At 72.0% G+C, this 19097-nt stretch carries 20 protein-coding genes and 1 pseudogene; 15 read left to right on the top strand and 6 right to left on the bottom strand.

What is annotated here, in order from left to right:
- Nucleotides 1-36 precede the first annotated feature (36 nt).
- The 3 genes from ACQP00_RS32540 to pyrE are packed head-to-tail and all read left to right on the top strand — an operon-like array spanning nucleotide 37 to nucleotide 2051.
- Nucleotides 37-516, top strand: coding sequence for a hypothetical protein (locus ACQP00_RS32540; RefSeq protein WP_433202542.1), 480 nt, complete (start codon nucleotides 37-39; stop codon nucleotides 514-516).
- Between the two features lie 23 nt (nucleotides 517-539).
- Nucleotides 540-1499 (top strand): DUF1152 domain-containing protein, encoded by a 960-nt coding sequence (locus tag ACQP00_RS32535; RefSeq protein WP_433202539.1) that lies wholly within the window; start codon nucleotides 540-542, stop codon nucleotides 1497-1499.
- Nucleotides 1500-1511: 12 nt separating this feature from the next.
- Complete coding sequence (pyrE, locus tag ACQP00_RS32530; protein ID WP_433202536.1) at nucleotides 1512-2051, top strand: orotate phosphoribosyltransferase; 540 nt, start codon at nucleotides 1512-1514, stop codon at nucleotides 2049-2051.
- Nucleotides 2052-2054: 3 nt separating this feature from the next.
- On the opposite strand, the gene ACQP00_RS32525 is transcribed toward pyrE, so the two are convergent.
- Complete coding sequence (locus ACQP00_RS32525) at nucleotides 2055-3095, bottom strand: extracellular catalytic domain type 2 short-chain-length polyhydroxyalkanoate depolymerase (protein WP_433202533.1); 1041 nt, start codon at nucleotides 3093-3095, stop codon at nucleotides 2055-2057.
- 136 nt (nucleotides 3096-3231) lie between these two features.
- Here ACQP00_RS32525 and ACQP00_RS32520 point away from each other — a divergent pair, with 136 nt between their 5' ends.
- Both ACQP00_RS32520 and ACQP00_RS32515 read left to right on the top strand, forming a co-directional pair.
- Nucleotides 3232-4014: a hypothetical protein gene (locus tag ACQP00_RS32520; RefSeq protein WP_433202531.1), complete on the top strand. Its 783-nt coding sequence runs from the start codon at nucleotides 3232-3234 to the stop codon at nucleotides 4012-4014.
- A gap of 66 nt (nucleotides 4015-4080) precedes the next feature.
- Nucleotides 4081-4557, top strand: a complete 477-nt coding sequence (locus tag ACQP00_RS32515; protein WP_433202528.1) for a Crp/Fnr family transcriptional regulator — start codon at nucleotides 4081-4083, stop codon at nucleotides 4555-4557.
- Here the strand turns inward: ACQP00_RS32515 and ACQP00_RS32510 are convergent.
- The gene (locus ACQP00_RS32510; RefSeq protein ID WP_433202525.1) at nucleotides 4527-6038 is read right to left on the bottom strand and encodes a beta-N-acetylhexosaminidase; all 1512 of its coding nucleotides are present in this window, start codon (nucleotides 6036-6038) and stop codon (nucleotides 4527-4529) included. The genes ACQP00_RS32515 and ACQP00_RS32510 overlap by 31 nt on opposite strands.
- 59 nt (nucleotides 6039-6097) lie before the next feature.
- On the opposite strand from ACQP00_RS32510, the gene ACQP00_RS32505 reads away from it, so the two are divergent.
- The 7 genes from ACQP00_RS32505 to ACQP00_RS32475 all read left to right on the top strand — a co-directional run bounded on the left by ACQP00_RS32505 (nucleotide 6098) and on the right by ACQP00_RS32475 (nucleotide 13171).
- Nucleotides 6098-6820, top strand: a complete 723-nt coding sequence (locus tag ACQP00_RS32505; RefSeq protein ID WP_433202522.1) for a methyltransferase domain-containing protein — start codon at nucleotides 6098-6100, stop codon at nucleotides 6818-6820.
- A 73-nt stretch (nucleotides 6821-6893) separates the two neighbouring features.
- Nucleotides 6894-7571, top strand: a complete 678-nt coding sequence (locus tag ACQP00_RS32500; RefSeq protein WP_433202519.1) for a TVP38/TMEM64 family protein — start codon at nucleotides 6894-6896, stop codon at nucleotides 7569-7571.
- A 406-nt stretch (nucleotides 7572-7977) separates the two neighbouring features.
- Nucleotides 7978-9507: a S8 family serine peptidase gene (locus ACQP00_RS32495; protein WP_433202516.1), complete on the top strand. Its 1530-nt coding sequence runs from the start codon at nucleotides 7978-7980 to the stop codon at nucleotides 9505-9507.
- A gap of 145 nt (nucleotides 9508-9652) precedes the next feature.
- Complete coding sequence (locus ACQP00_RS32490; RefSeq protein WP_433202513.1) at nucleotides 9653-11221, top strand: methyl-accepting chemotaxis protein; 1569 nt, start codon at nucleotides 9653-9655, stop codon at nucleotides 11219-11221.
- 91 nt (nucleotides 11222-11312) lie between these two features.
- Entirely contained in the window at nucleotides 11313-11927 is a 615-nt protein-coding gene (locus ACQP00_RS32485) for a DedA family protein (protein ID WP_433202510.1), read from the top strand.
- A gap of 66 nt (nucleotides 11928-11993) precedes the next feature.
- Complete coding sequence (gene lgt / locus ACQP00_RS32480) at nucleotides 11994-12815, top strand: prolipoprotein diacylglyceryl transferase (RefSeq protein ID WP_433202507.1); 822 nt, start codon at nucleotides 11994-11996, stop codon at nucleotides 12813-12815.
- The gene (locus tag ACQP00_RS32475; protein WP_433202504.1) at nucleotides 12812-13171 is read left to right on the top strand and encodes a hypothetical protein; all 360 of its coding nucleotides are present in this window, start codon (nucleotides 12812-12814) and stop codon (nucleotides 13169-13171) included. Before lgt ends, ACQP00_RS32475 begins: the two co-directional genes overlap by 4 nt.
- 34 nt (nucleotides 13172-13205) lie before the next feature.
- Here the strand turns inward: ACQP00_RS32475 and galE are convergent, their stop codons facing one another.
- From galE to ACQP00_RS32460, 3 genes and pseudogenes are all read right to left on the bottom strand, one after another.
- Entirely contained in the window at nucleotides 13206-14138 is a 933-nt protein-coding gene (galE, locus tag ACQP00_RS32470) for a UDP-glucose 4-epimerase GalE (RefSeq protein ID WP_433202501.1), read from the bottom strand.
- Nucleotides 14135-14832: pseudogene (locus ACQP00_RS32465) on the bottom strand (polysaccharide deacetylase family protein). The gene galE and the pseudogene ACQP00_RS32465 overlap by 4 nt, the downstream one beginning before the upstream one ends.
- Entirely contained in the window at nucleotides 14829-15839 is a 1011-nt protein-coding gene (locus ACQP00_RS32460) for an MGDG synthase family glycosyltransferase (protein ID WP_433202498.1), read from the bottom strand. Before ACQP00_RS32460 ends, ACQP00_RS32465 begins: the two are co-directional and overlap by 4 nt.
- Before the next feature lie 98 nt (nucleotides 15840-15937).
- Here ACQP00_RS32460 and ACQP00_RS32455 point away from each other — a divergent pair, with 98 nt between their 5' ends.
- From ACQP00_RS32455 to ACQP00_RS32445, 3 genes are read left to right on the top strand one after another with little or no spacing between them, the layout of a single operon-like run.
- Nucleotides 15938-16807, top strand: coding sequence for an alkaline phosphatase family protein (locus tag ACQP00_RS32455; RefSeq protein ID WP_433202496.1), 870 nt, complete (start codon nucleotides 15938-15940; stop codon nucleotides 16805-16807).
- Between the two features lie 35 nt (nucleotides 16808-16842).
- Nucleotides 16843-17622, top strand: a complete 780-nt coding sequence (locus ACQP00_RS32450) for a hypothetical protein (protein WP_433202494.1) — start codon at nucleotides 16843-16845, stop codon at nucleotides 17620-17622.
- 23 nt (nucleotides 17623-17645) lie between these two features.
- Complete coding sequence (locus tag ACQP00_RS32445; RefSeq protein WP_433202491.1) at nucleotides 17646-18251, top strand: DedA family protein; 606 nt, start codon at nucleotides 17646-17648, stop codon at nucleotides 18249-18251.
- Here ACQP00_RS32445 and ACQP00_RS32440 read toward each other — a convergent pair.
- Nucleotides 18248-19033: a COG4705 family protein gene (locus ACQP00_RS32440; protein ID WP_433202488.1), complete on the bottom strand. Its 786-nt coding sequence runs from the start codon at nucleotides 19031-19033 to the stop codon at nucleotides 18248-18250. The two genes, ACQP00_RS32445 and ACQP00_RS32440, sit on opposite strands and share 4 nt — an antisense overlap.
- Between the last annotated feature and the right edge of the window lie 64 nt (nucleotides 19034-19097).

Raw genomic sequence — 19097 nt, 5'->3', positions numbered from 1 at the left:
GCCAAGATAGCTGGATGACGATCTACCGAAAGGGCCGTGCCGCGTAACCGGCGTGGGGTCCGCGCGTGGGCGTTGGCCGGCATGCCGGTCGACCGGTTGTCTCCCGCCACGGCCGCCCTGATCCACATGGTCGAGGTCAGCGGTCGCACCGGCCGCGAAGGGCCCGATGCGGCAGCCTATGACCCCGACCCCTACAACGAGCACGTCCGGCCCGGGCATACCGCCTATTTGCTTCGGCGGTACCGCCGGTTCCTGCGCCGGCCCGGCCGGGTCCTGTGGCTCGAGGCGGCGGAGTGCTCGTGCGGGGACTGCCAGTACGACGACATGGCGGTGGTGCGCGACGGGCTCGAGGAGATGGCCCGGCGCCTACCACCGGCGGCATCCACGGAGCTGCGCCGGCTGCTGGACCGCCTCGACGACGAGTTCGAGCGGCGCACGGTGCCCGACCCCGTCCCGCGAACCGGCCGGCGGGGCGAGGAGCTGCCGTGGTGGCACCTGCGGGTCTACCAGAGCTGAACTCCGGGGCAGAATGGGCCTTCATGGTCTCGTTGCGGGTGCCGCCGTTGTTCGACGCGCTCAGTGCGGCGCGCAGCATCCTCATCGCGGGGGCGGGTGGCGGCTTCGACGTGTACGCGGGGCTGCCGCTCGCGCTCGCGCTGTGGGAGCGGGGTGCGACCGTGCACCTCGCGAGCCTGTCGTTCTCCGAGCTCGAACTGATCGACCGGGACGCGTGGGTGGCCGAGCACGTCGTCGAGGTGCGGCCCGAAACGGTGTCCACCGACTGGTACTTCCCGGAAGGCGTCCTCGCCCGCTGGCTGGACGAGCACGGGCTGCCGTCGACGGTGTTCGCGTTGCCGCCGCTCGGGGTGCAGACGTTGCGTGCGGCGTACCGGTATCTGGTCGCGCGGTTGGGCGTCGACGCGATCGTGCTCGTCGACGGCGGGACCGACATCCTGCTGCGCGGGGACGAGAGCGACCTGGGCACGCCGGTGGAGGACATCACCAGCCTCGCCGCGGTGGCCGCGCTCGACGTGCCGGTGAAGCTCGTGAGCGCGCTCGGGTTCGGCATCGACGCCCACGACGGGGTCAACCACTCGCAGGTGCTGGAGAACCTGGCCGCGCTGACCCGGGACGGCGGGTACCTCGGCGCACTGTCCATCCCGGCCGGCAGCCGCGAGGCCCTGCTGTATCGCGACCTCGTCTCCTACGCGCACGATGCCACGGCGCGGCGGCCGAGCATCGTGCAGGGCCAGATCGCCGCCGCGATCGGTGGGGCGTTCGGGGATGTGCGCTTCACCGGGCGTACCAGTGGCAGCTCGTTGTTCGTGAATCCCCTCATGGCCATGTATTTCACCGTCGAGCTGGACAAGCTCGCCGCCCGTTGCCTGTATCTGGACCGGATCGAGCACACGATCGGGCGCCGCCAGGTGATCAGCCGGATCGAGGCCTTCCGCGACGCCCGGGACAAGGTGCGCATCCCCCGCGCGTTTCCGCACTGAGATACTGCCGGCATGACCACGCTTGCGCGCCGGGTGTCTGACGCCTGCCATCTGACCGGGACGTTTCGGCTGCGGTCGGGGCAGGTGAGCGACGAGTACTTCGACAAGTATCTGTTCGAGGGGCAGCCGGCGCTGCTGCGGGAGGTGGCCGCGGCGATGGTGGAGCTGCTGCCGCCGTGTGACGTGCTGGCCGGGATGGACATGGGCGGCATCCCCATCGCGACGGTGATGTCGCAGCTCACCGGGGTGCCGACGGTGTTCGTGCGCAAGGAGGCCAAGGCCTACGGCACGGCCCGCGCGGCCGAGGGCGGGCCGGTCGACGGGCGGCGGGTCGTCGTGGTCGAGGACGTCGTCACCACCGGCGGGGCGCTGCTCGCGTCGTGCGCGATGCTGCGCGGGTCCGGCGCGCTGATCGAGACGGTCGTCTGCGCGATCGACCGGGAGCAGGGCGGGCGGGCGAACCTGGCCGCGGAGGGGCTGGAGCTGCGCGCGGCGCTCACGCGAACGGCCCTGACCGCGGACGGCGCGCAGGTGCGCGCCGCCCGCGCGTGACGGTCAGCCGCCGAGCTGGCGAACCATGTTCATGATGGTTTCGAGCTGGGCGCCGCCCTTGATCGGGTAGTTCGTGGCGCCGAGGTAGCCCCACCAGTCCCAGCACCCGTTGGGGTTCACGGCGGACGCGGCGGCCTGCGGGTACAGGACGATGGTGTTGTTCGTGTCGGCGTACTGGTTCAGGTTGGCCTTGTCGACGAACGCGGTGCCGACCGCGCCGTAGCCCTGCACGCAACCGTGCAGCGCGACGAGCAGGCGGCAGGACTGGCCGGCGGCGCAGGTGCTCGGGACGTACACGAAACCGGAACCGTCCATGCTCAAACCGGGCGCGTATCCGTTGACCGCGTAGGTGCTCTGGTTGAACTGCACCCTCGTGCCGCGCGGGGTGCCGGTGTTCGGGGCGCTCACCGCACCGTACAGCTTGGTGAGCAGGTCGCGCTGGGGGTCGGTGCCGCAGGTGTTCAGGTACGGCGAGGCGGTCGACGCGCACGCCACCGGCCCGTACGGGGTGACCCAGGCGTGCCCGGCCGGCGAGGCGGTGTCGTAGCGGACCGAGGCGCCGAAGTCGCGGAAGTACGTGGCCAGGTCGTCGTTCACCGACTTCTTGACCGACGTGTCGCCGTTGCCGTGGAACAGGTAGACCGGCTTGCCGGCGAGGTTGCGCACGGGGTCGATCCAGCCGTACGTGGCCCACAGGCGGGTGTCCGCCTCGAGCGTGCTCAGGTACGTCGGGCTGATGTTGTTGCCGCAGCCGTTGAGCGCCTGGGCGACGTTGTTCTGCGCGCAGTAGTAGGGACCGGCGGCGAAGACCGCGGTGCCGGCGATGCGGCTGGAGTACGCGACCTGGAGCTGGGTCGCCATGTACCCGCCGGACGAGACGCCGGCGACGTAGACCGACGAGATGCGGTACCGGCTGAGGCCGGCGGCCGCGGCCGCGGCTGCGGCCTCGGGGGAGGCGGAGGCGGAGGCGGGCACGGTGGCGGGCAGGGTCGCGAGGACCAGCGCGGTGGTGGCGGCCACGGCCGCTCGGAGGGCGGTGCGCATGCGGCGACGCTAGTGCGCGTATGCACGCATCGTTATCCGTCGACTCCACATGGTTTTCGGGTGGGACATGTTGCGAACCTGGGTTATCGTCGGCGACCGTTGATTTGGATGGTTCGATCCACGGGGGGACGCCCACATGCCACGTCACACGCCGTTCGCCGCTGCCCTGGTGCTGGCCGGGGTGGCCGCCGCCACCTCGGGTTGCCTCGGCTTTCCCGATGCGGAGGCCGACCCGGTCCGCCCCGCCGTCACGCCCAGCGTCAGCCGCTCGCCCGCCGCGCCGCCGGCCAAGGACGACGTGGTCGCGGCGCTCACCAAGCTCATGAGCGCGCAGTACACCTTCCACGTGGTGAGCAACCTGCCGTCCGAGGACGACGGCAAGGTCGACGCGAGCGGCGGCTTCGACCACGCCGGCAAGATCTACGAGGAGAACGTGACCATCACCGGCGGCAAGTACCCGGGGCACATCCACCGCATCGTGTTCGACAAGGACCTGTACAGCCGCGCCGACGAGAAGGACAAGTGGGTCCACCTCGACCTGGCCCGGGCCAAGCACCCGGACTACGACGGCGTCGACATGGAGAACCCGACCGGCCTGCCGCAGTTCACCAGCGGCATCGTCTCGGCCACGAAGACCGGCCCGACGTCCTACAAGGGACTGTTCGACCCGATGTCCGGCGAGGGCGAGTTCCTGCCCGTCGGCCACCCGTCGATCGTCGCCTTCTACACCAAGGACGTGCCGTTCACCATGGAGGTCGACGCGCAGGGCAATGTGACCGCCGTGCACGTCGAGATGGAGCAGACGGACAAGCCGGCGGTCGTCATGGACACCACGTTCGCCAACCACGGCAAGCCGTTGGCCACCCAGCGCCCGGCCAAGAACAAGACCGGCGAGGCCGACGACATGTATTACAGGTAACTGACACCTCGTGCCCGGGACCTTCGGCCCTGCCCCACCTGCTCCGCTCCGGAGCAGGATGGGGGCATGATCAGTCTCAACGATCTCATGGCGGCGCACCCGTTCCTGACCGGTCTGCCGCCGCGCGACGTCGAGCGGCTCACGCTGTGGGCGCATCGCGCACCGTTCCGCGCGGGGACGCGCATCTTCGACGAGCACGGCCGCGCCGAACGGTTCTGGCTCATCCGGGAGGGGTTCGTCGACCTGGACACTCGCCTGCCGGGCGGTGAGCGAGTGGTCATCGAGACCCTCGGCCCGGGTGCGGTGCTCGGCTGGTCGTGGCTGTTTCCGCCGTACCGCTGGCATTTCGGCGCCGTCACCGCCGGCCCGGTGCTGGCCATCGCGCTGGACGGCGCCGGGGTGCGCGGCCTGTGCGACGCGGACCCGGCGTTCGGCCTCGACCTGACCCGCCGCTTCATGGCCGTCGTCATCGACCGCATGCAGGCGACCCGCACGCGCCTCCCGGCGGCGCACTACCGCCAGGAGATCTGCGTGGACGGGTAGAAGTCGATGCCCTGCGCGCGCCAGCGGGGCGCCTGCGCGGCCAGGCGCACCTTGAACGCGTCCCAGTCGTGCGTCGAAGCCGGCGACCAGCCCAGCTCGGCGATCGCCGCCAGCCGCGGGAACGCCATGTACTCGAGCTCGTCCGGCGTGCGCAGGTTTTCGGTCCACAGTGGAGCCTCGACGCCGCGGACGGCCGAGGACGGGACGTCGGGCAGGTAGGTGCCGGGGTCCCAGTCGTACGCGTCGCGCACCTCGATCAGGGCCGCCCAGTCCTGCCCGAGCGGCGTGCGGTCGTTGTACTTCATGTCCAGGTACGCAAGGTTCGCCGGCGACAGCACCACACCCGTGGCGGCCGCGACTTCGGCGTTCGTGGTGCCCCAGTACTGCGCGACCGTGCCCGGAAGCGGCGTGGCGGCCGCGATCTGGTGCCAGGCCTGGACGCGCTTGCCGTGCGCGGCGACGATGCCCTGGACGCGGTTCATGAACGTGACGTAGTCGGCCCGGCTCGTGGCGTGCGCCTCGTCGCCGCCGATGTGCAGATACGGGCCGGGAGTCAGCGCGGCCAGCTCGCCGATCACGTCGTCGAGGAACTGGTACGTGATCTCCTTCGGCACGCACAGCGAGCTGAACCCGACGCCCGTGCCGGTGTACAGCGGCGGCGCGACCCCGTCGCAGGTGAGCTCCGGGTACGCGGCGAGCGCGGCGTTCACGTGCCCGGGCATGTCGATCTCGGGGATGACGGTCATGAACCGGCTCGCGGCGTACTCGACGATCGCGCGGTACTGCGCCTGCGTGTAGTAGCCGCCGGGGTCGCCGCCGACCGCGGTGCTGCCGCCGACGGCCGCCAGCCGGGGCCAGCTGTCGATCATCAGGCGCCAGCCCTGATCGTCGGTCAAGTGCAAGTGCAAGACGCTGATTTTGTACTGCACCAGCTCATCGATGTACCGCTCGACCTGCGCCACGGTGAAGTAATGCCGGGCGACGTCGAGCATCGCGCCGCGGTACGCGAACCGCGGCGCATCGGTGACGTTGCCGGCGGGGACGGTGTGGCCGTGCACGAGCTGGCGGAGGGTTTGCACGCCCGCGAACAGCCCGTCGGCGCGGCCGGCGGTGATCGTCACCCCGCGCCCGTTGACGTCGAGGCGGTAGCGTTCGCGCGGCCCGTCCGACCCGTCCATGGTGAGCGCGATGGTGTTGCCGCGGCGGCCCGCGGGCACGATCGGCAGCGGCCGGCCGGTGCTGGGGCGCAGGATGCCGGCCAGGTGATCGGCGACGCCCCGCGCGCCCGGGCCGGCCGAGATCGTGGTGTGCCGGTCGATCGTGAACCCGCCGCGATCGGCCCGGGCGGAGACCGGCGCGGGCAGGATCTCGGCGTACGCGGTGCTCGGCGGGTCGGCCACCACGGGCTCGGCGACCGCGGCGGCGCACACGCCGGCGGTGACGAGGGCCGCGAGGACCTCCCGGCCGAGCTTGACCGGCATGGCACCCCCGAACCGTATTGACGCGCGCGAACAGACGCCCGTCGGTACCGTCTGGGCCCATGCACGAGTATGAGCGACTGGTGACGGAGGCGTCGGAAGTACCGTTGCGGGGGTGGGATTTTTCTTGGCTGGAGGGGCGCGCGACCGGCTCGGACCCGTCGTGGTCGTATCCGGACCTGGCCCGTGCGCACCTGCGCGCGGCTCTGCTCGACATCGACACCGGCGGCGGTGAACTGCTCGCGTCGCTGCACCCGCCGCGCGGCACGATCGCCACCGAGGGCTATGCGCCGAACGTCGCCGTGGCGCGCGAACGGCTCGCCCCGCTCGGTGTCGAGGTGCGCCATGCCCCCGATGTGACGCTGCCGCTGGAGGATGCGTGCGTCGACCTGGTGCTCGATCGCCACGGGCGGCTCGACGCGGCCGAGGTCGCGCGCGTCCTGCGCCCCGGCGGCGAGCTGCTCACGCAACAGGTCGGCAGCGCCGACTGCGCGGAACTGAACGCTGCGCTCGGCGCGCCACCGGCCTACGCGCGGCCGTGGACCGCCGAGATCGCCGCGCGGGCCTTGACGGCGGCCGGGCTGCGGGTGACGGACGTGCGCGAGGAGTTCCCGCCGCTGGCGTTTGCGGATGTGGGTGCCGTGGTGTACCAGCTGCGGGCGGTACCGTGGCAGGTGCGCGACTTCACCGTGGCGCGCTACGCCGACGCGCTCGAACGCCTGCACGCCCGCGGCGGCATCACCGTCCGCGCGCACCGGTTCCTCATCCACGCCCGCCGCGCGTAGTCATCGGTGGCCTCGGCCACGAAACGCCCGCGTCGCCGTGCCGGGCGTGGGGCGGCAGGGCACGATGGGGATCATGAGTCTTCGCGCCCGCCTGCTGCGCGCCGCCGGCCTGCTCGCGCTGGTGGCGCTGGTGGTGGCGGCCGCGCTGCTCGTCGGGGTGCCCGACCAGCAGCACCTGCGCGCCCAGGTCGAGGCGCTCGGCTGGTGGGCGCCGCCGGCCTTCAGCGCCCTGTACGCGGCGGTGTCGCTCTCCCCGCTGCCGAAGACCGTCTTCACCCTCGCCGCCGGCGCGCTGTTCGGCCTCGCGCCGGGCCTGCTGATCGTCGTGGCCGGCGCCATGCTCGGCGCCGTCGCCGCCTTCTACCTGGGCCGGCTCCTCGGCCGCGACACCGTCCGCTGGCTCACCGGCGGCCGCCTCGACCGCCTCGACCCGCTGCTCACCGGCCGCCGCGGCTTCCGCACGGTGCTCGTCGCCCGGCTGATCCCGATCGTCCCGTTCACCGCGGTCAACTACGTCGCCGGCCTCACCACGGTCCGGCTGCGCGACTTCATCGCGGGGACCGCCCTGGGCATCCTGCCGGCGACCACGGCGTACGTCACGGTGGGCGCCTACGGCTGGCAGCCGGGCGCCTGGCCGATGTGGGCCGCCCTGGCCACGCTGGTCCTGCTCACCGCCGGCGGCCTGCTCGCCGAGCGCCACCGCCGCCGCCGGGCCGCCGTCCGACCCGATGGCGATCCCGCCGCCGGGTGACCGACGGGACGGAGCGGCGATCGCGCGTGTCCGTTGCGCCGGCAGAGCGATTTCGCGGTCTGCTCGCCGAGCGCCACCGCCGCCGCCGGGCCGCCGTCCGACCCGATGGCGATTCCGCCGCCGGGTGACCGACCGGACGGGGCGGCGGTCGCATGCGGCCGTTGCGCCGGCAGAGCGATTTCGCGGCCGGTTGGGTGCGCCGGACCCGATGGTCGTTGCCACGGGCGAGCAGGACTGGTGCAGGCCGGGTGCAGGGTGACGGGTGCCGGATGACATCGCGTCGGGTGGTTGGGCGGAACGGGCGGCCGGGTGGGCGGAACCGGGTCACGGGGCGTGATTTCGCGGGCGCGGGCGGTCATTGTTGATCTCGCGCCGGTGAGGTTCGTCGGCGGGAACGGAGTACCCCATGCCTAGATCTGCTTTGCGGCGGCGGGCGGCGGCAGGACGCCGAATCGCTGCGGCCCTCACGGCCGCGGCCGCCGTGGTCGCCGGAGTCGGCGCGGCCGCAGCACCAGTGCAGCACGCCGTCGGCAACGGTGGCTGGGCGACGAGCGCCTGGCTCGGCAGCAGCAGCACCAGCACCGGCACCACCCTGGCCACGGTTCGTCAGGTGATCAACGCGTCCAGCGGCGCGGCGGCCGGGCTGACCGGCGCCGGCGTCGGCGTGGCGCTGATCGACACCGGCGTCGCGCCCGTGGCCGGGTTGCCGGCCTCCCAGATCGTCAACGGGCCCGACCTGTCCTTCGAGTCGCAGGATCCGGACCTGCGCTACCTGGACACGTACGGGCACGGCACGCACATGGCCGGCATCATCGTCGGCAACGACACCGCGACCGGTACCGTCGGCATCGCGCCCAAGGCCAAGCTGACCTCGATCAAGGTCGGCACGGCCAACGGGGCCGTCGACGTGTCGCAGATGATCGCGGCGATCGACTGGGTCGTCGAGCACAAGAACGACGACCCGGCCAACCCGATCCGGATCATCAACCTGTCGTACGGCACCGGGGGCACCCCGAACTCGTGGAGTGACCCGGTCCAGTTCGCGGTCGAGCAGGCCTGGCTCAACGGCATCGTCGTCGTGGCCGCGGCCGGCAACGACGGCAACGGCGACCTGACGGTGAGCGACCCGGCCAGCGACCCGGCCGTCATCGCGGTGGCCGCGGGCACGACGAAGGGCACCGTCACCACGGCCGACGACGACTACGCGTCGTTCGCCACCATCGGCGGCACCAACCGCAGTGTCGACCTGCTCGTCCCGGGCGAGTCGATTCTCTCGCTGGCCGACCCCGGCTCGAACGTCGACCTGTCCTACCCGTCGGCGAAGGTCGGCACGACCCTGCTGAAGGGCTCCGGCAGCTCGCAAGCGGCCGCGGTCACGTCGGCCGCGATCGCGCTGCTCCTGCAGGCCCGCCCGACCTTGACGCCGGACCAGGTCAAGACGGTGCTGACGCAGACCTCCAGCTTCGTGTCCGGCCTGGCCATGCAGCGCAACACCAAGGAGATCAACCTCAACGGCGCGCTCGCCTCGCAGAGCCTGTGGGCCAGCGGCTGGAACCGGTCCACCGGCAACGGCAAGCTCGACGACGCCCGCGGCACCAGCCGCGTGGTGCGCGACAACGTGGCACTCAGCGGCGACAACACCGTCTGGGGCCCGTTCAGTCCCACCGCCTGGGCCCCGAAGAGCGCGGCGCAGACGAGCTGGACGGGCGGCACCTGGATGGGCTACCGCGTGGCCGGCGACGGCTGGACCGGCTCGTCCTGGGCCTCGAAGACCTGGGCCGCCGCGACCTGGACGGGCAAGCCCTGGACCGGGGCCACCACCTGGACGGATCCCGACTGGGACGGTCACTACTGGTCGGGCCACTACTGGTCCGGGCACTACTGGTCGGGTCACTACTGGTCGAGCGACGACTGGTCGACCGCGTACTGGAACTGAGAACAGCACACTGCGCCGGGCCGGCAACGGCCCGGCGCCCGTTTTTGCTCACACGAGCGGTCCGCGACCCGAAGAGACGTACGACACGGCGCGAAGTCCTGCACACACTGTGCGACGTTTTCGGGTGCGAGGGAGTTGCGGCGGCATGGCGGGAGCGACGATCGGGCGGAAGCTCGCGGTCATCTTCGTCGGCATCGCGGTGGTGTTCGGGGCGGTGTGCACGGTGGCATACCTGTCCGTGGACTCGCTGGTGACGAACACGAGCATGGTGCAGCACACCTATCAGGTGCTCGGCCGCGTCGAGGCGCTCAATTCGAGCCTCAAGGACGCCGAGACCGGGCAGCGCGGGTTCGTGATCACGGGCGAGGACGACTACCTCGCGCCGTACACCCAGGCGCTGACCGACCTGGCGAGTGAGCAGCAGGCCCTGCGCACGCTCACGGCGGACAACGCCGGGCAGCAGCAGCGCCTCGACCAGCTCGCCCCGCTGATCACCCAGAAGCTCGGCGAGCTCAAGCAGACCATCGACCTGCGCCGGACCCAGGGCTTCGACGCCGCGCAGAAGGTGGTGCTCACCAACGCCGGCAAGGCGGTGATGGACCAGATCCGCACCCTCACGAGCGCGATGTACACCGAGGAGTCCGGCCTGCTCGCGGCGCGCGCGAAGGCCGCCCACTCGGCCGAGACCCGTACCAAGACGTCCATCGTGGCCGGCGTGATCGTGCTGCTGGCCGGCATGATCGCGGCCGGCCTGACGATGACGCGGCAGACCACCCGGCGGGTGCACCGGCTGCGCGACACCATCACGGCACTGGCCCGCGGCGACCTGACCGCCACCACGGGCCTGACCACGAACGACGAGTTCGGCGGGATGGGACGCGACCTGGACACCGCGATGGCGTCGGTCCGCGCGACCGTGCAGGATCTCGCCGGTACCGCGGCCATGCTCACGACCTCCGCCGGCGAACTGTCGACGGTGAGCGGCGATCTCAACCACGGCGCCGGCGAGGCCTCGGGCAAGGCGTCCCAGGCCGCCCACGCCGCCGACGAGGTGAACACGAACGTGCAGTCGGTGGCGGCCGGGGCCGAGCAGATGACCGTGTCGATCCAGGAGATCGCGAGCACGTCCTCGCGCGCGGCGGCGGTCGCCAACCAGTCGCTGGAGATCACCCGCGCCACCGCCGGGCAGCTGGAGACGCTCGGGCAGGCCAGCGCGCAGATCGGCGAGGTGGTCCGGCTGATCACCTCGATCGCCGAGCAGACGAACCTGCTCGCGCTCAACGCCACGATCGAGGCGGCCCGGGCGGGCGACGCCGGCAAGGGCTTCGCGGTCGTGGCGAGCGAGGTGAAGGACCTGGCACAGGAGACCGCCCGCGCGACCGACGACATCACCAGCCGCATCGGTGCCATCCAGACCGGCAGTGACGGCGCGAGCGCGGCGATGCACCGCATCGAGGAGGTGATCGGGCAGCTGACCGAGTTCAGCCACACCATCGCGGCCGCGGTCGAGCAGCAGTCGGCGACCACGAACGAGATGACCCGCTCGATCAACGACGCGGCCCGCGGCGCCGGGGATGTCCATTCGAGCTTCTCGGCCGTCGCCGCGGTGACCACGGCGACCTCGGAGTCGGCCCGCTCCAGCCAGCGTGCGGCCGACGACCTGGCCGGGCTCGCGGGCCGGCTCAACGGCATGGTCGCCCGGTTCACCTACTGATGGCGCTCGTACAGCTTCCCTTCAGGTTCGGTCGCTACCTTGGGTAGTGGCCTACAAGTTGTAGGAGTGCGTCCGAGGCGATTGGCGAAGCATGCACTGGCTCGATCCGGAGTACCTCATCTCGACGTTCGGCCTGATCGGCATCCTCGCGATCGTGTTCGCCGAGTCCGGCCTGCTGATCGGGTTCTTCCTGCCCGGTGACTCGCTGTTGTTCACGACCGGACTCCTGGTCGCCTCCGGCAAGTACCTGACGCAACCGCTGTGGCTGGTGTGCCTGCTGGTCACGGTCGCCGCGATCGCCGGGGACCAGTTCGGCTACCTGTTCGGCCGCCGCGTCGGCCCGGCGCTGTTCCGCCGGCCGGACGCGCGCCTGTTCAAACAGTCGAACCTGACCAAGGCGCAGGAGTTCTTCGACAAGTACGGTGCGCGCTCGATCGTGCTCGCCCGTTTCGTGCCGATCGTGCGCACGTTCACGCCGATCGTGGCCGGGGCGAGCGGCATGCACTATCGGACGTTCGTGCTGTACAACGTGATCGGTGGGGTCCTGTGGTCGTGCGGGGTGACGACGCTCGGCTATTTCCTGGGGCAGATCGCGTTCGTGCGCGACCACATCGAGCTGATCCTGATCGGCATCGTCGTGCTCTCGGTCGTGCCGATCGCGATCGAGCTGCTGCGCGCCCGCGCCAAGACCCGCTCGACCCGGTGACCCGCGCGTGAGCGTGACGGCGGTGGCGGTGTCGGAATGCGCCGCGCTGTGCCAGGCTTGGCTGCCATGACGTCGTTCCTGGCCGCGATCCCGAGCCCGGCCCGCGGCGTGTGGCACCTCGGCCAGCTGCCGATCCGCGCCTACGCGCTGTGCATCATCGCCGGCATCGTCGTCGCCGTCGCCCTGACCACCCGCCGCTGGGTGGCGGCCGGCAACCGCCGCGACGACGTCGTCGACGTGGCCATGTGGGCCGTCCCCTTCGGCATCGTCGGCGGCCGGATCTACCACGTTCTGACCGACCCCGAGTTGTACTTCGCCGCGGGCCGCAACCCCGTCCGCGCGCTGTACGTGTGGGAGGGCGGCCTCGGCATCTGGGGCGCGATCGCGCTCGGCGCGGTGGGTGCCTGGATCGGCTGCCGGCGCCGCGGCATCTCCCTGGCCGCCTTCGCCGACGCCGCCGCCCCGGGCCTCGTCGTCGCGGAGGCGATCGGCCGGCTCGGCAACTACTTCAACCAGGAGCTCTACGGCCGCCCGACCAACCTGCCGTGGGCCCTGCGCATCGATCCGGAGCACCGGCCGGCCGCGACGCCGGACATCGCGCTGTACCACCCGACGTTCCTGTACGAGGCCCTGTGGTGCCTCGGCGTCGCCGCCCTGGTCCTGTGGGCCGAGCGCCGCTTCGCGCTGCGCAACGGGCAGGCGCTGGCGTTGTGCATCGCGGCGTACACCGTCGGGCGTTTCTGGGTCGAGCTGCTCCGGGTCGACACGGTCAACCACGTCCTGGGTGTTCGCCTGAACACCTTCACGAGCGCGATCGTGTTCGCCGCCGCCGTGGCCGCCCTGTGGTGGAGCCGGACGCGCACGAAGGAACGGACGGGCGCCTCGTGAACGGCATCCTGGCGCGGTACCCCGGCGCGCGGATCGATACGCGTCCGCTCGAGAACGGCAGCACGTTCACGACCGTTTCGTACCGCGACGACGACCCGGACCTCATCGTCATCGCCTCGCCCGAGCATCCCGATGTGCAGATCGTGTGCGCGGAGTACACCTTCGACGGCATCGCGCAGTCGGACGTCGCACAGTTCGTCGCGTCGATGTTCGACCGGACCGCGCGGCTGACGATCTCGCGCCGGCCGTGGCGGTTTGCGGTACTGCAGGTGCCGGTGGCCGCGCGAACGTACACGGCGAGCCGGCGGTACAAGGACGACCTGGAGCCCTGGGAGTCCGAGCTGGACCGCGGATGAGGCGCGAGCTTGAGCGTGCGCGGCGCCGGGTGGGTCAGTGCCAGGCCGAGCGGACGGCGTCGTCGAGGGTGTGGGCGGCCTTCCAGGCGAGTTCCGCTTCGATCCGGGTCACGTCGGCGACCACGGTGGACGGGTCGCCGGGGCGGGGTGGGCCGGCTCGCCACGGTACCGCAGTGCCGGTGGCGCGTTCGACGGCGTGGATGACGTCGAGCACGGAGTGGCCGGTGCCCGTGCCGGCGTTGTAGACGCGGGAGCGGCGGCCGGAGGTGACGGCGGCCGCGGCCGTCAGGTGGGCGGCGGCGATGTCGGCGACGTGGACGTAGTCGCGGATCGCGGTGCCGTCCGGGGTCGGCAGGTCGGTGCCGGTCACCGTGAGCGGTTCGCCGGAGCGGGCGGCCCGGAAGACCAGGGGGAGCAGGTTCGTGGTGCCGTGGTCGCCGAGGTGGGCCGCGCCCGCGCCGATGGCGTTGAAGTAGCGCAGGGCGATCCACGAGACGCCCGGAGAGCTGGCGACCGCGCGCTCGGCGTCGAGTTTGCTCTGGCCGTACGGGTTGAGGGGGCGGGCCGGGGCGTCCTCGGCGACGGTGGGCGTGGACGGGGTGCCGTAGACGGCGGCCGACGAGGAGAACACGAGCCTGGTGACGCCGGCCTCGGCCATCGCGTCGAGGACGTTCTCGACGACCGTGACGTTCTGCCGGCGGTACCATTGCGGCCGCTGCCACGACTCCGGCACGGACTTGCTGCCGGCCAGGTGCATGACGCCCGTGACCCGGTGGCGGTGCAGCGTCTCGCGGATCGTGGCGGGGTCACCGGCGTCGCCGAGCAGGAACGGGACGCCGTCCGGGACGCGGGCCGGGTCGCCGGTCGAGAGGTCATCCAGAACCACCACGCGCTCGCCGGCGCTGTGCAGGGCGGTGGCGACGTGGGCGCCGATGTAGCCGGCGCCGCCCGTGACGAGCCAGGTCATCGCGGCACCTCGAGGTGCTCGGCGAGCGGGCCGACCGTGTAGCCGCGCAGCTGGGCCCATTCGAGCAGGGTGGGGAGGGCGCCGGCGGTGCGCAGCCAGGAGCCGGGGGCGGACGTGACGTCGGTGTCGTGCAGCAGTACCGTGCCGCCGCCCGTCAGCCGCCGCGTGACCGTCCGCACGATCGAGTGCGGGGTGGCGCCCGCCTCCCAGTCGCGGCCCCATGCGGTCCACAGCACCGGGGTCAGGCCCAGGCGGCGGCAGGCGCGCAGGGCGGCGAGGGTGAACACGCCGTACGGCGGGCGGTACCACCGCGGCGCCCGTCCGGTGACGGTGTCCACGAGCATCGCCGCCCGGGCGATGTCGAGGTCGGTCGCGAGCGGGCCCCGGCGCAGCAGGCAGCGGTGGTGCCAGCCGTGCACCGCGACCTCGTGCCCGGCGTCCACGAGCTCGCGGCCCAGTCCGGGTCCTCGGCGAGCATGCTGCCGAGCACGAAGAAGGTGGCGCGGACGTCGTACTCGTCGAGGATGCGCAGGATGTGCGGGGTCGAGCGGCGGTCGGGGCCGTCGTCGAAGGTGAGCGCGATGTGGCCGGGGCGGCCGATGCCTGCGAGCCGCGGCATGTAGGCGCGGCGCAGCGGGGTGATGGCGGTCAGCGGCGGGACGAGGGTGGCGGCGAACGCCACGGTGTCGTTCATGCGGTCAGCTCCAGCAGGACGTCCTCGGGCTGCGCCGGGGCGGGCGCGAAGCGCGGGGGATCGGTCAGGGCGTGGCGCAGGCCGGCGGCGAGGCCGGCGCGGTCGCGGATCCAGGGCACCCAGCCGATCCGGTCCAGAACCTCGGCATTGGTACGGCCATGACCCGGGATGCAGCGATACGTGAGCACGGGCCGGCCGGCGGTGAGCGCCTCGAGGGACGACAGGCCGCCGGCGTTCTGGACCACGACGTGGCAGGTGCGCATGAGAGCGGGCATGTCGTCGACCCAGCCGAGCGCGACCGCGTGGCCCTGCAACCGGACGCGGGCGCGCAGCTTCTCGTTGCGGCCGCAGACCACGACCGGCACCGCCGCGCCGGTGGCGGCGATGTCGGCGGCCGCGCGCTCGATCTGGCCGACGCCCCAGGCCCCGGCGACGATGAGCGCGCGCGGGCGGCCGTCCGGCTGGGGCATCGGGGAGAAGCCGGGTCCGACGGCCGGTGCGGTGACCCGGACGTCGGCCGCGCCGAGCTCCTTGGCCTGGCGGGCGGCGTCGTCGTGCAGTCCGATGTGGACGTCGACACCGCGGTGGATCCACAGTGGATGGACCGACAGGTCGGTGAGGTACGTGCACACCGGCGCGGCGAGGCGGCCCTGCGCGCGGAGCCGGCCGAGGGCCTGGCTCGCGAGCGGGTACGTGGACACGACGGCCCCCGCCCCGGTGCCGATGGCGTCGAGGAGGGCCTGGTCGGCGAGGGCGGTCAGCCGGGCCGCGGCGCCCGAGCCGGCGCCGGCCGCGGCGAGCAGCCAGCCCCAGGTGCGCGGGGCGGCGGTGAGCTGGCGGTGGTACCCCTCGCGCAGCACCCGGCCGAGGCGGCCCGGCACCAGGTCGACGAAGTCGTGGCGTTCGACGTCGCGGCCGTGCGACGTCAGGCGCCGGGTCAGCTCGGCGGCCACGCCGTCGTGCCCGGATCCGAAGCTCGCGGAGATCACCACGATGCGTGCATTCATGGCGGGAATGGTAGGGAGAAGACCCCTGAAAGAAGCCTGAACACGAATTCGGCGTGTCCGATTCATCCGTTTTACGGATACTCCTACAAGATGTAGGCATGCGAATCCTGACAATGCTGCTCGTGCTCGCCCCGGCGGCCGTGGCCTTTTCCGCGCCTGCGACGGCGCCCGCGCCCGCGCCTGCGGCCGCGCTTGCGACGGCGCCCGCACCGCGGCCGGATCACGTCGTCGTCGTGGTCATGGAGAACAAGCGGTACGACGCGGTCATCGGGCATCCGAAGACGCCCTACATCTCGTCGCTGGCCCGGCGGGGCGCCAACTTCGTCAACGCGTACGGCGAGACGCACCCGAGCCAGCCCAACTACCTGGCGCTGTTCTCCGGCTCGACCCAGGGTGTCACCGACAACTCGTGCCTGCGCGGCACCTTCGACGCGCCGAACCTCGGCCGCCAGCTGCTCGACGCCGGCCTGACCTTCACGGGGTTCGCCGAGGCGCTGCCGCACGCGGGGTACACCGGCTGCTCCAGCGGCACCTACGTGCGCCGGCACAACCCCTGGGTCGACTTCGCCAGCGTCCCGCCGAGCCTGAACCGGCCGCTGTCCGACCTGCCGGCGAGCTGGGACCGGCTGCCCACGGTCGCGTTCGTCGTGCCGGACCTGTGCCACGACATGCACGACTGCCCGAAGGGCGACGCCGACGTGTGGCTGTGGCGCACGCTCGGGTCCTACGCCGACTGGGCCGAGCGGCACAACAGCCTGCTCATCCTCACCTTCGACGAGGACAACCGCACCGACGGCAACCACATCCCGACCCTGGTGGCCGGGGCCGGCGTGACGCCGGGGGACCGCGGCGAGCGGATCGACCACTACACGATCCTGCGCACCATCGAGGACCTGTACGGGCTGCCGCCGCTCGGTGCGGCGGCCCGGGCGACACCATTCAAGGTTCTTTCAGGAATAGCTGGGTAATGTCCCATCGAACCTGACCTACAACGTGTCGGAGGTTGGTTGCCGCCGTGTACTTCGCGGGCCCGCTCGTCGTGGTGATCCTCCTGGCGTTCCTGAGCAAGACGGGGCGCCGCGATCGGCTCCTGCCGGTCGGGTACGGCGTGCTCGCCGCGATCCCGGCGACGACGGCGGCCTGGATCGACGCGGGCGGGCGGCAGCCACGGCTGTTCGAGACGATCGCCACGCTCGCCGCCGTGGCCGGCACCGTCCTGCTGATCCTCTGGATGGGCGGCACCGTGCGCACGCCGCGCGTGAGCGGCTGGGCGGTGGCCGTGGTCGCCTTCCTCGCGACGCTGAGCGCGGGGGCGAGTGTCGCCTCGGTCACCGCCGCGGCCGCCGCGGCCGTCGCCGGCTGGGTCGCCGTCACCGCGACCGCCGGCACCGACCCCCGCCGCTTCCTCACCTGGACTGGCGCGCTGCTGATCCCGCTGGCGGCGCTGCTGCTGCACCACGGCGTGCACGGCCTGGTGCGCGCGGACCCGCGGGCGGGCGCGCTCGAACTCGGCTCCGCGCTCGCGTTCACGATGATCATGGTGTCGGTCTACTTCCGCCCCGCGCACCCCACGTCCCGGCCTCGCGCGCAGGCGATCGCGCTGCTGGCGGTCGTCGCGGCGCTCGCCTCGTCCTGCGGCACGGCCCGCGCCACGGCGGCGCCGGCGGCCGGCCCCGGCCAGCGCACCGTCACGGCCACCGACACCATCAAGCGCCTGGCGGCCGTCGTCGGCGCGCTGGCCGAACCGGTCGGCGCGGTCCCGGCCGCCGTCGCACCTCGCTGAACCCCTCTCACGATTGGTGTTGCATGCACTGGCTCGCCCCGGAGTACCTCATCTCGACGTTCGGCCTGATCGGCATCCTCGCGATCGTGTTCGCCGAGTCCGGACTGCTCATCGGGTTCTTCCTGCCCGGTGACTCGCTGTTGTTCACCACCGGGCTGCTCGTGGCCGCCGGGACCTATCTGCACCAGCCGCTGTGGCTCGTGTGCCTGCTGGTGTCGCTCGCCGCCGTCGCCGGGGATCAGGTCGGGTACCTCCTCGGGCGGCGGGTCGGGCCGGCGCTGTTCCGGCGGCCGGATGCGCGGCTGTTCAAGCGCGCCCATCTGGACAGGGCGCGGGAGTTCTTCGAGCGCTACGGTGCGCGTTCGATCGTGCTCGCGCGCTTCGTGCCGATCGTGCGCACGTTCACGCCGGTGGTCGCCGGGGCGAGCGGCATGCACTATCGCACCTTCGTGACGTACAACGTGATCGGTGGTGTCCTGTGGTCCTGCGGGGTGACGATCCTCGGCTATTTCCTGGGCCAGATCGCGTTCGTGCGCGACAACATCGAGCTCATCCTGATCGGGATCGTGGTGGTGTCGGTCGTGCCGATCGCCGTCGAACTGCTGCGCGCCCGTGCGCGGCGGCGTTAGGCTCCGAAGCCGTCGTCGAGGATCTCGTCGCGGCGGGACAGCGTCAGGTACGCCACCAGGACGACCACCGCCAGGAGGCAGACGATGCTCGGGCCGACGGTGCCGAGGTTCAGGCCGCCGGAGTCGGAGGGCTGCGCGACCCAGTCGCCGAGCGAGGCGCCGAGCGGCCGGGTGAGCACGTAGGCGGCCCAGAACGCGAACACCCCGCCGAACACGCGCAACCCGTAGAACAGGCCGATGAACGCGATGACCGTCGCGAACAGCGCGGCCGACAGCAGGTAGCCGAGGCCGAGGCGCTCGGCGAGCAGGTCACCGGCGGCGGTGCCGAGGGCGAAGGTGGTCAGGATCGCGGCCCAGTAGAACGTCTCGCGGCGCCGGGTCGAGATGGAGTGGATGGACAGGGTGCGCTCGCTGCGGTACCACCAGGCGAACACGACGGCCAGTGCCACCGCGAACACGGCCGTGGTCACCTCGAGCGGGACGCCGAACGAATCCGTCAGGTTGTCGGTGATCAGGGTGCCGGCGATGCTGACGAGGACGACGACGAGCCAGTAGCGCCACGGGATGTAGTACGGCGCGCGGTACTGCAGCACGAGCGCGCCGGCCAGCACGGCGAACATGGCCAGCGTGGTGCCGCCCAGACCCAGCCCCAGGTTGAAGTTCAGCAGGTCGGCGGCGGTCTCGCCGACGGTGGTGGCGAGCACCTTGATGATCCAGAAGTAGACCGTCACTTCCGGAACCTTGCTCGCGACGCGGACCATGGTGGATGCTCTCGGCTGCATGATGGCATCGTCACCGCCGGTGCCTGAAGCCTTGCTGAAGACGGGTTTCAGCGCGCCCTCAGAC

This window comes from Dactylosporangium sp. CS-047395 (assembly GCF_050942185.1).
GTDB lineage: Bacteria > Actinomycetota > Actinomycetes > Mycobacteriales > Micromonosporaceae > Dactylosporangium.
Note: the sequence above shows the minus strand (reverse complement) of the source record. Positions and strands in the feature narration are given on the sequence as shown.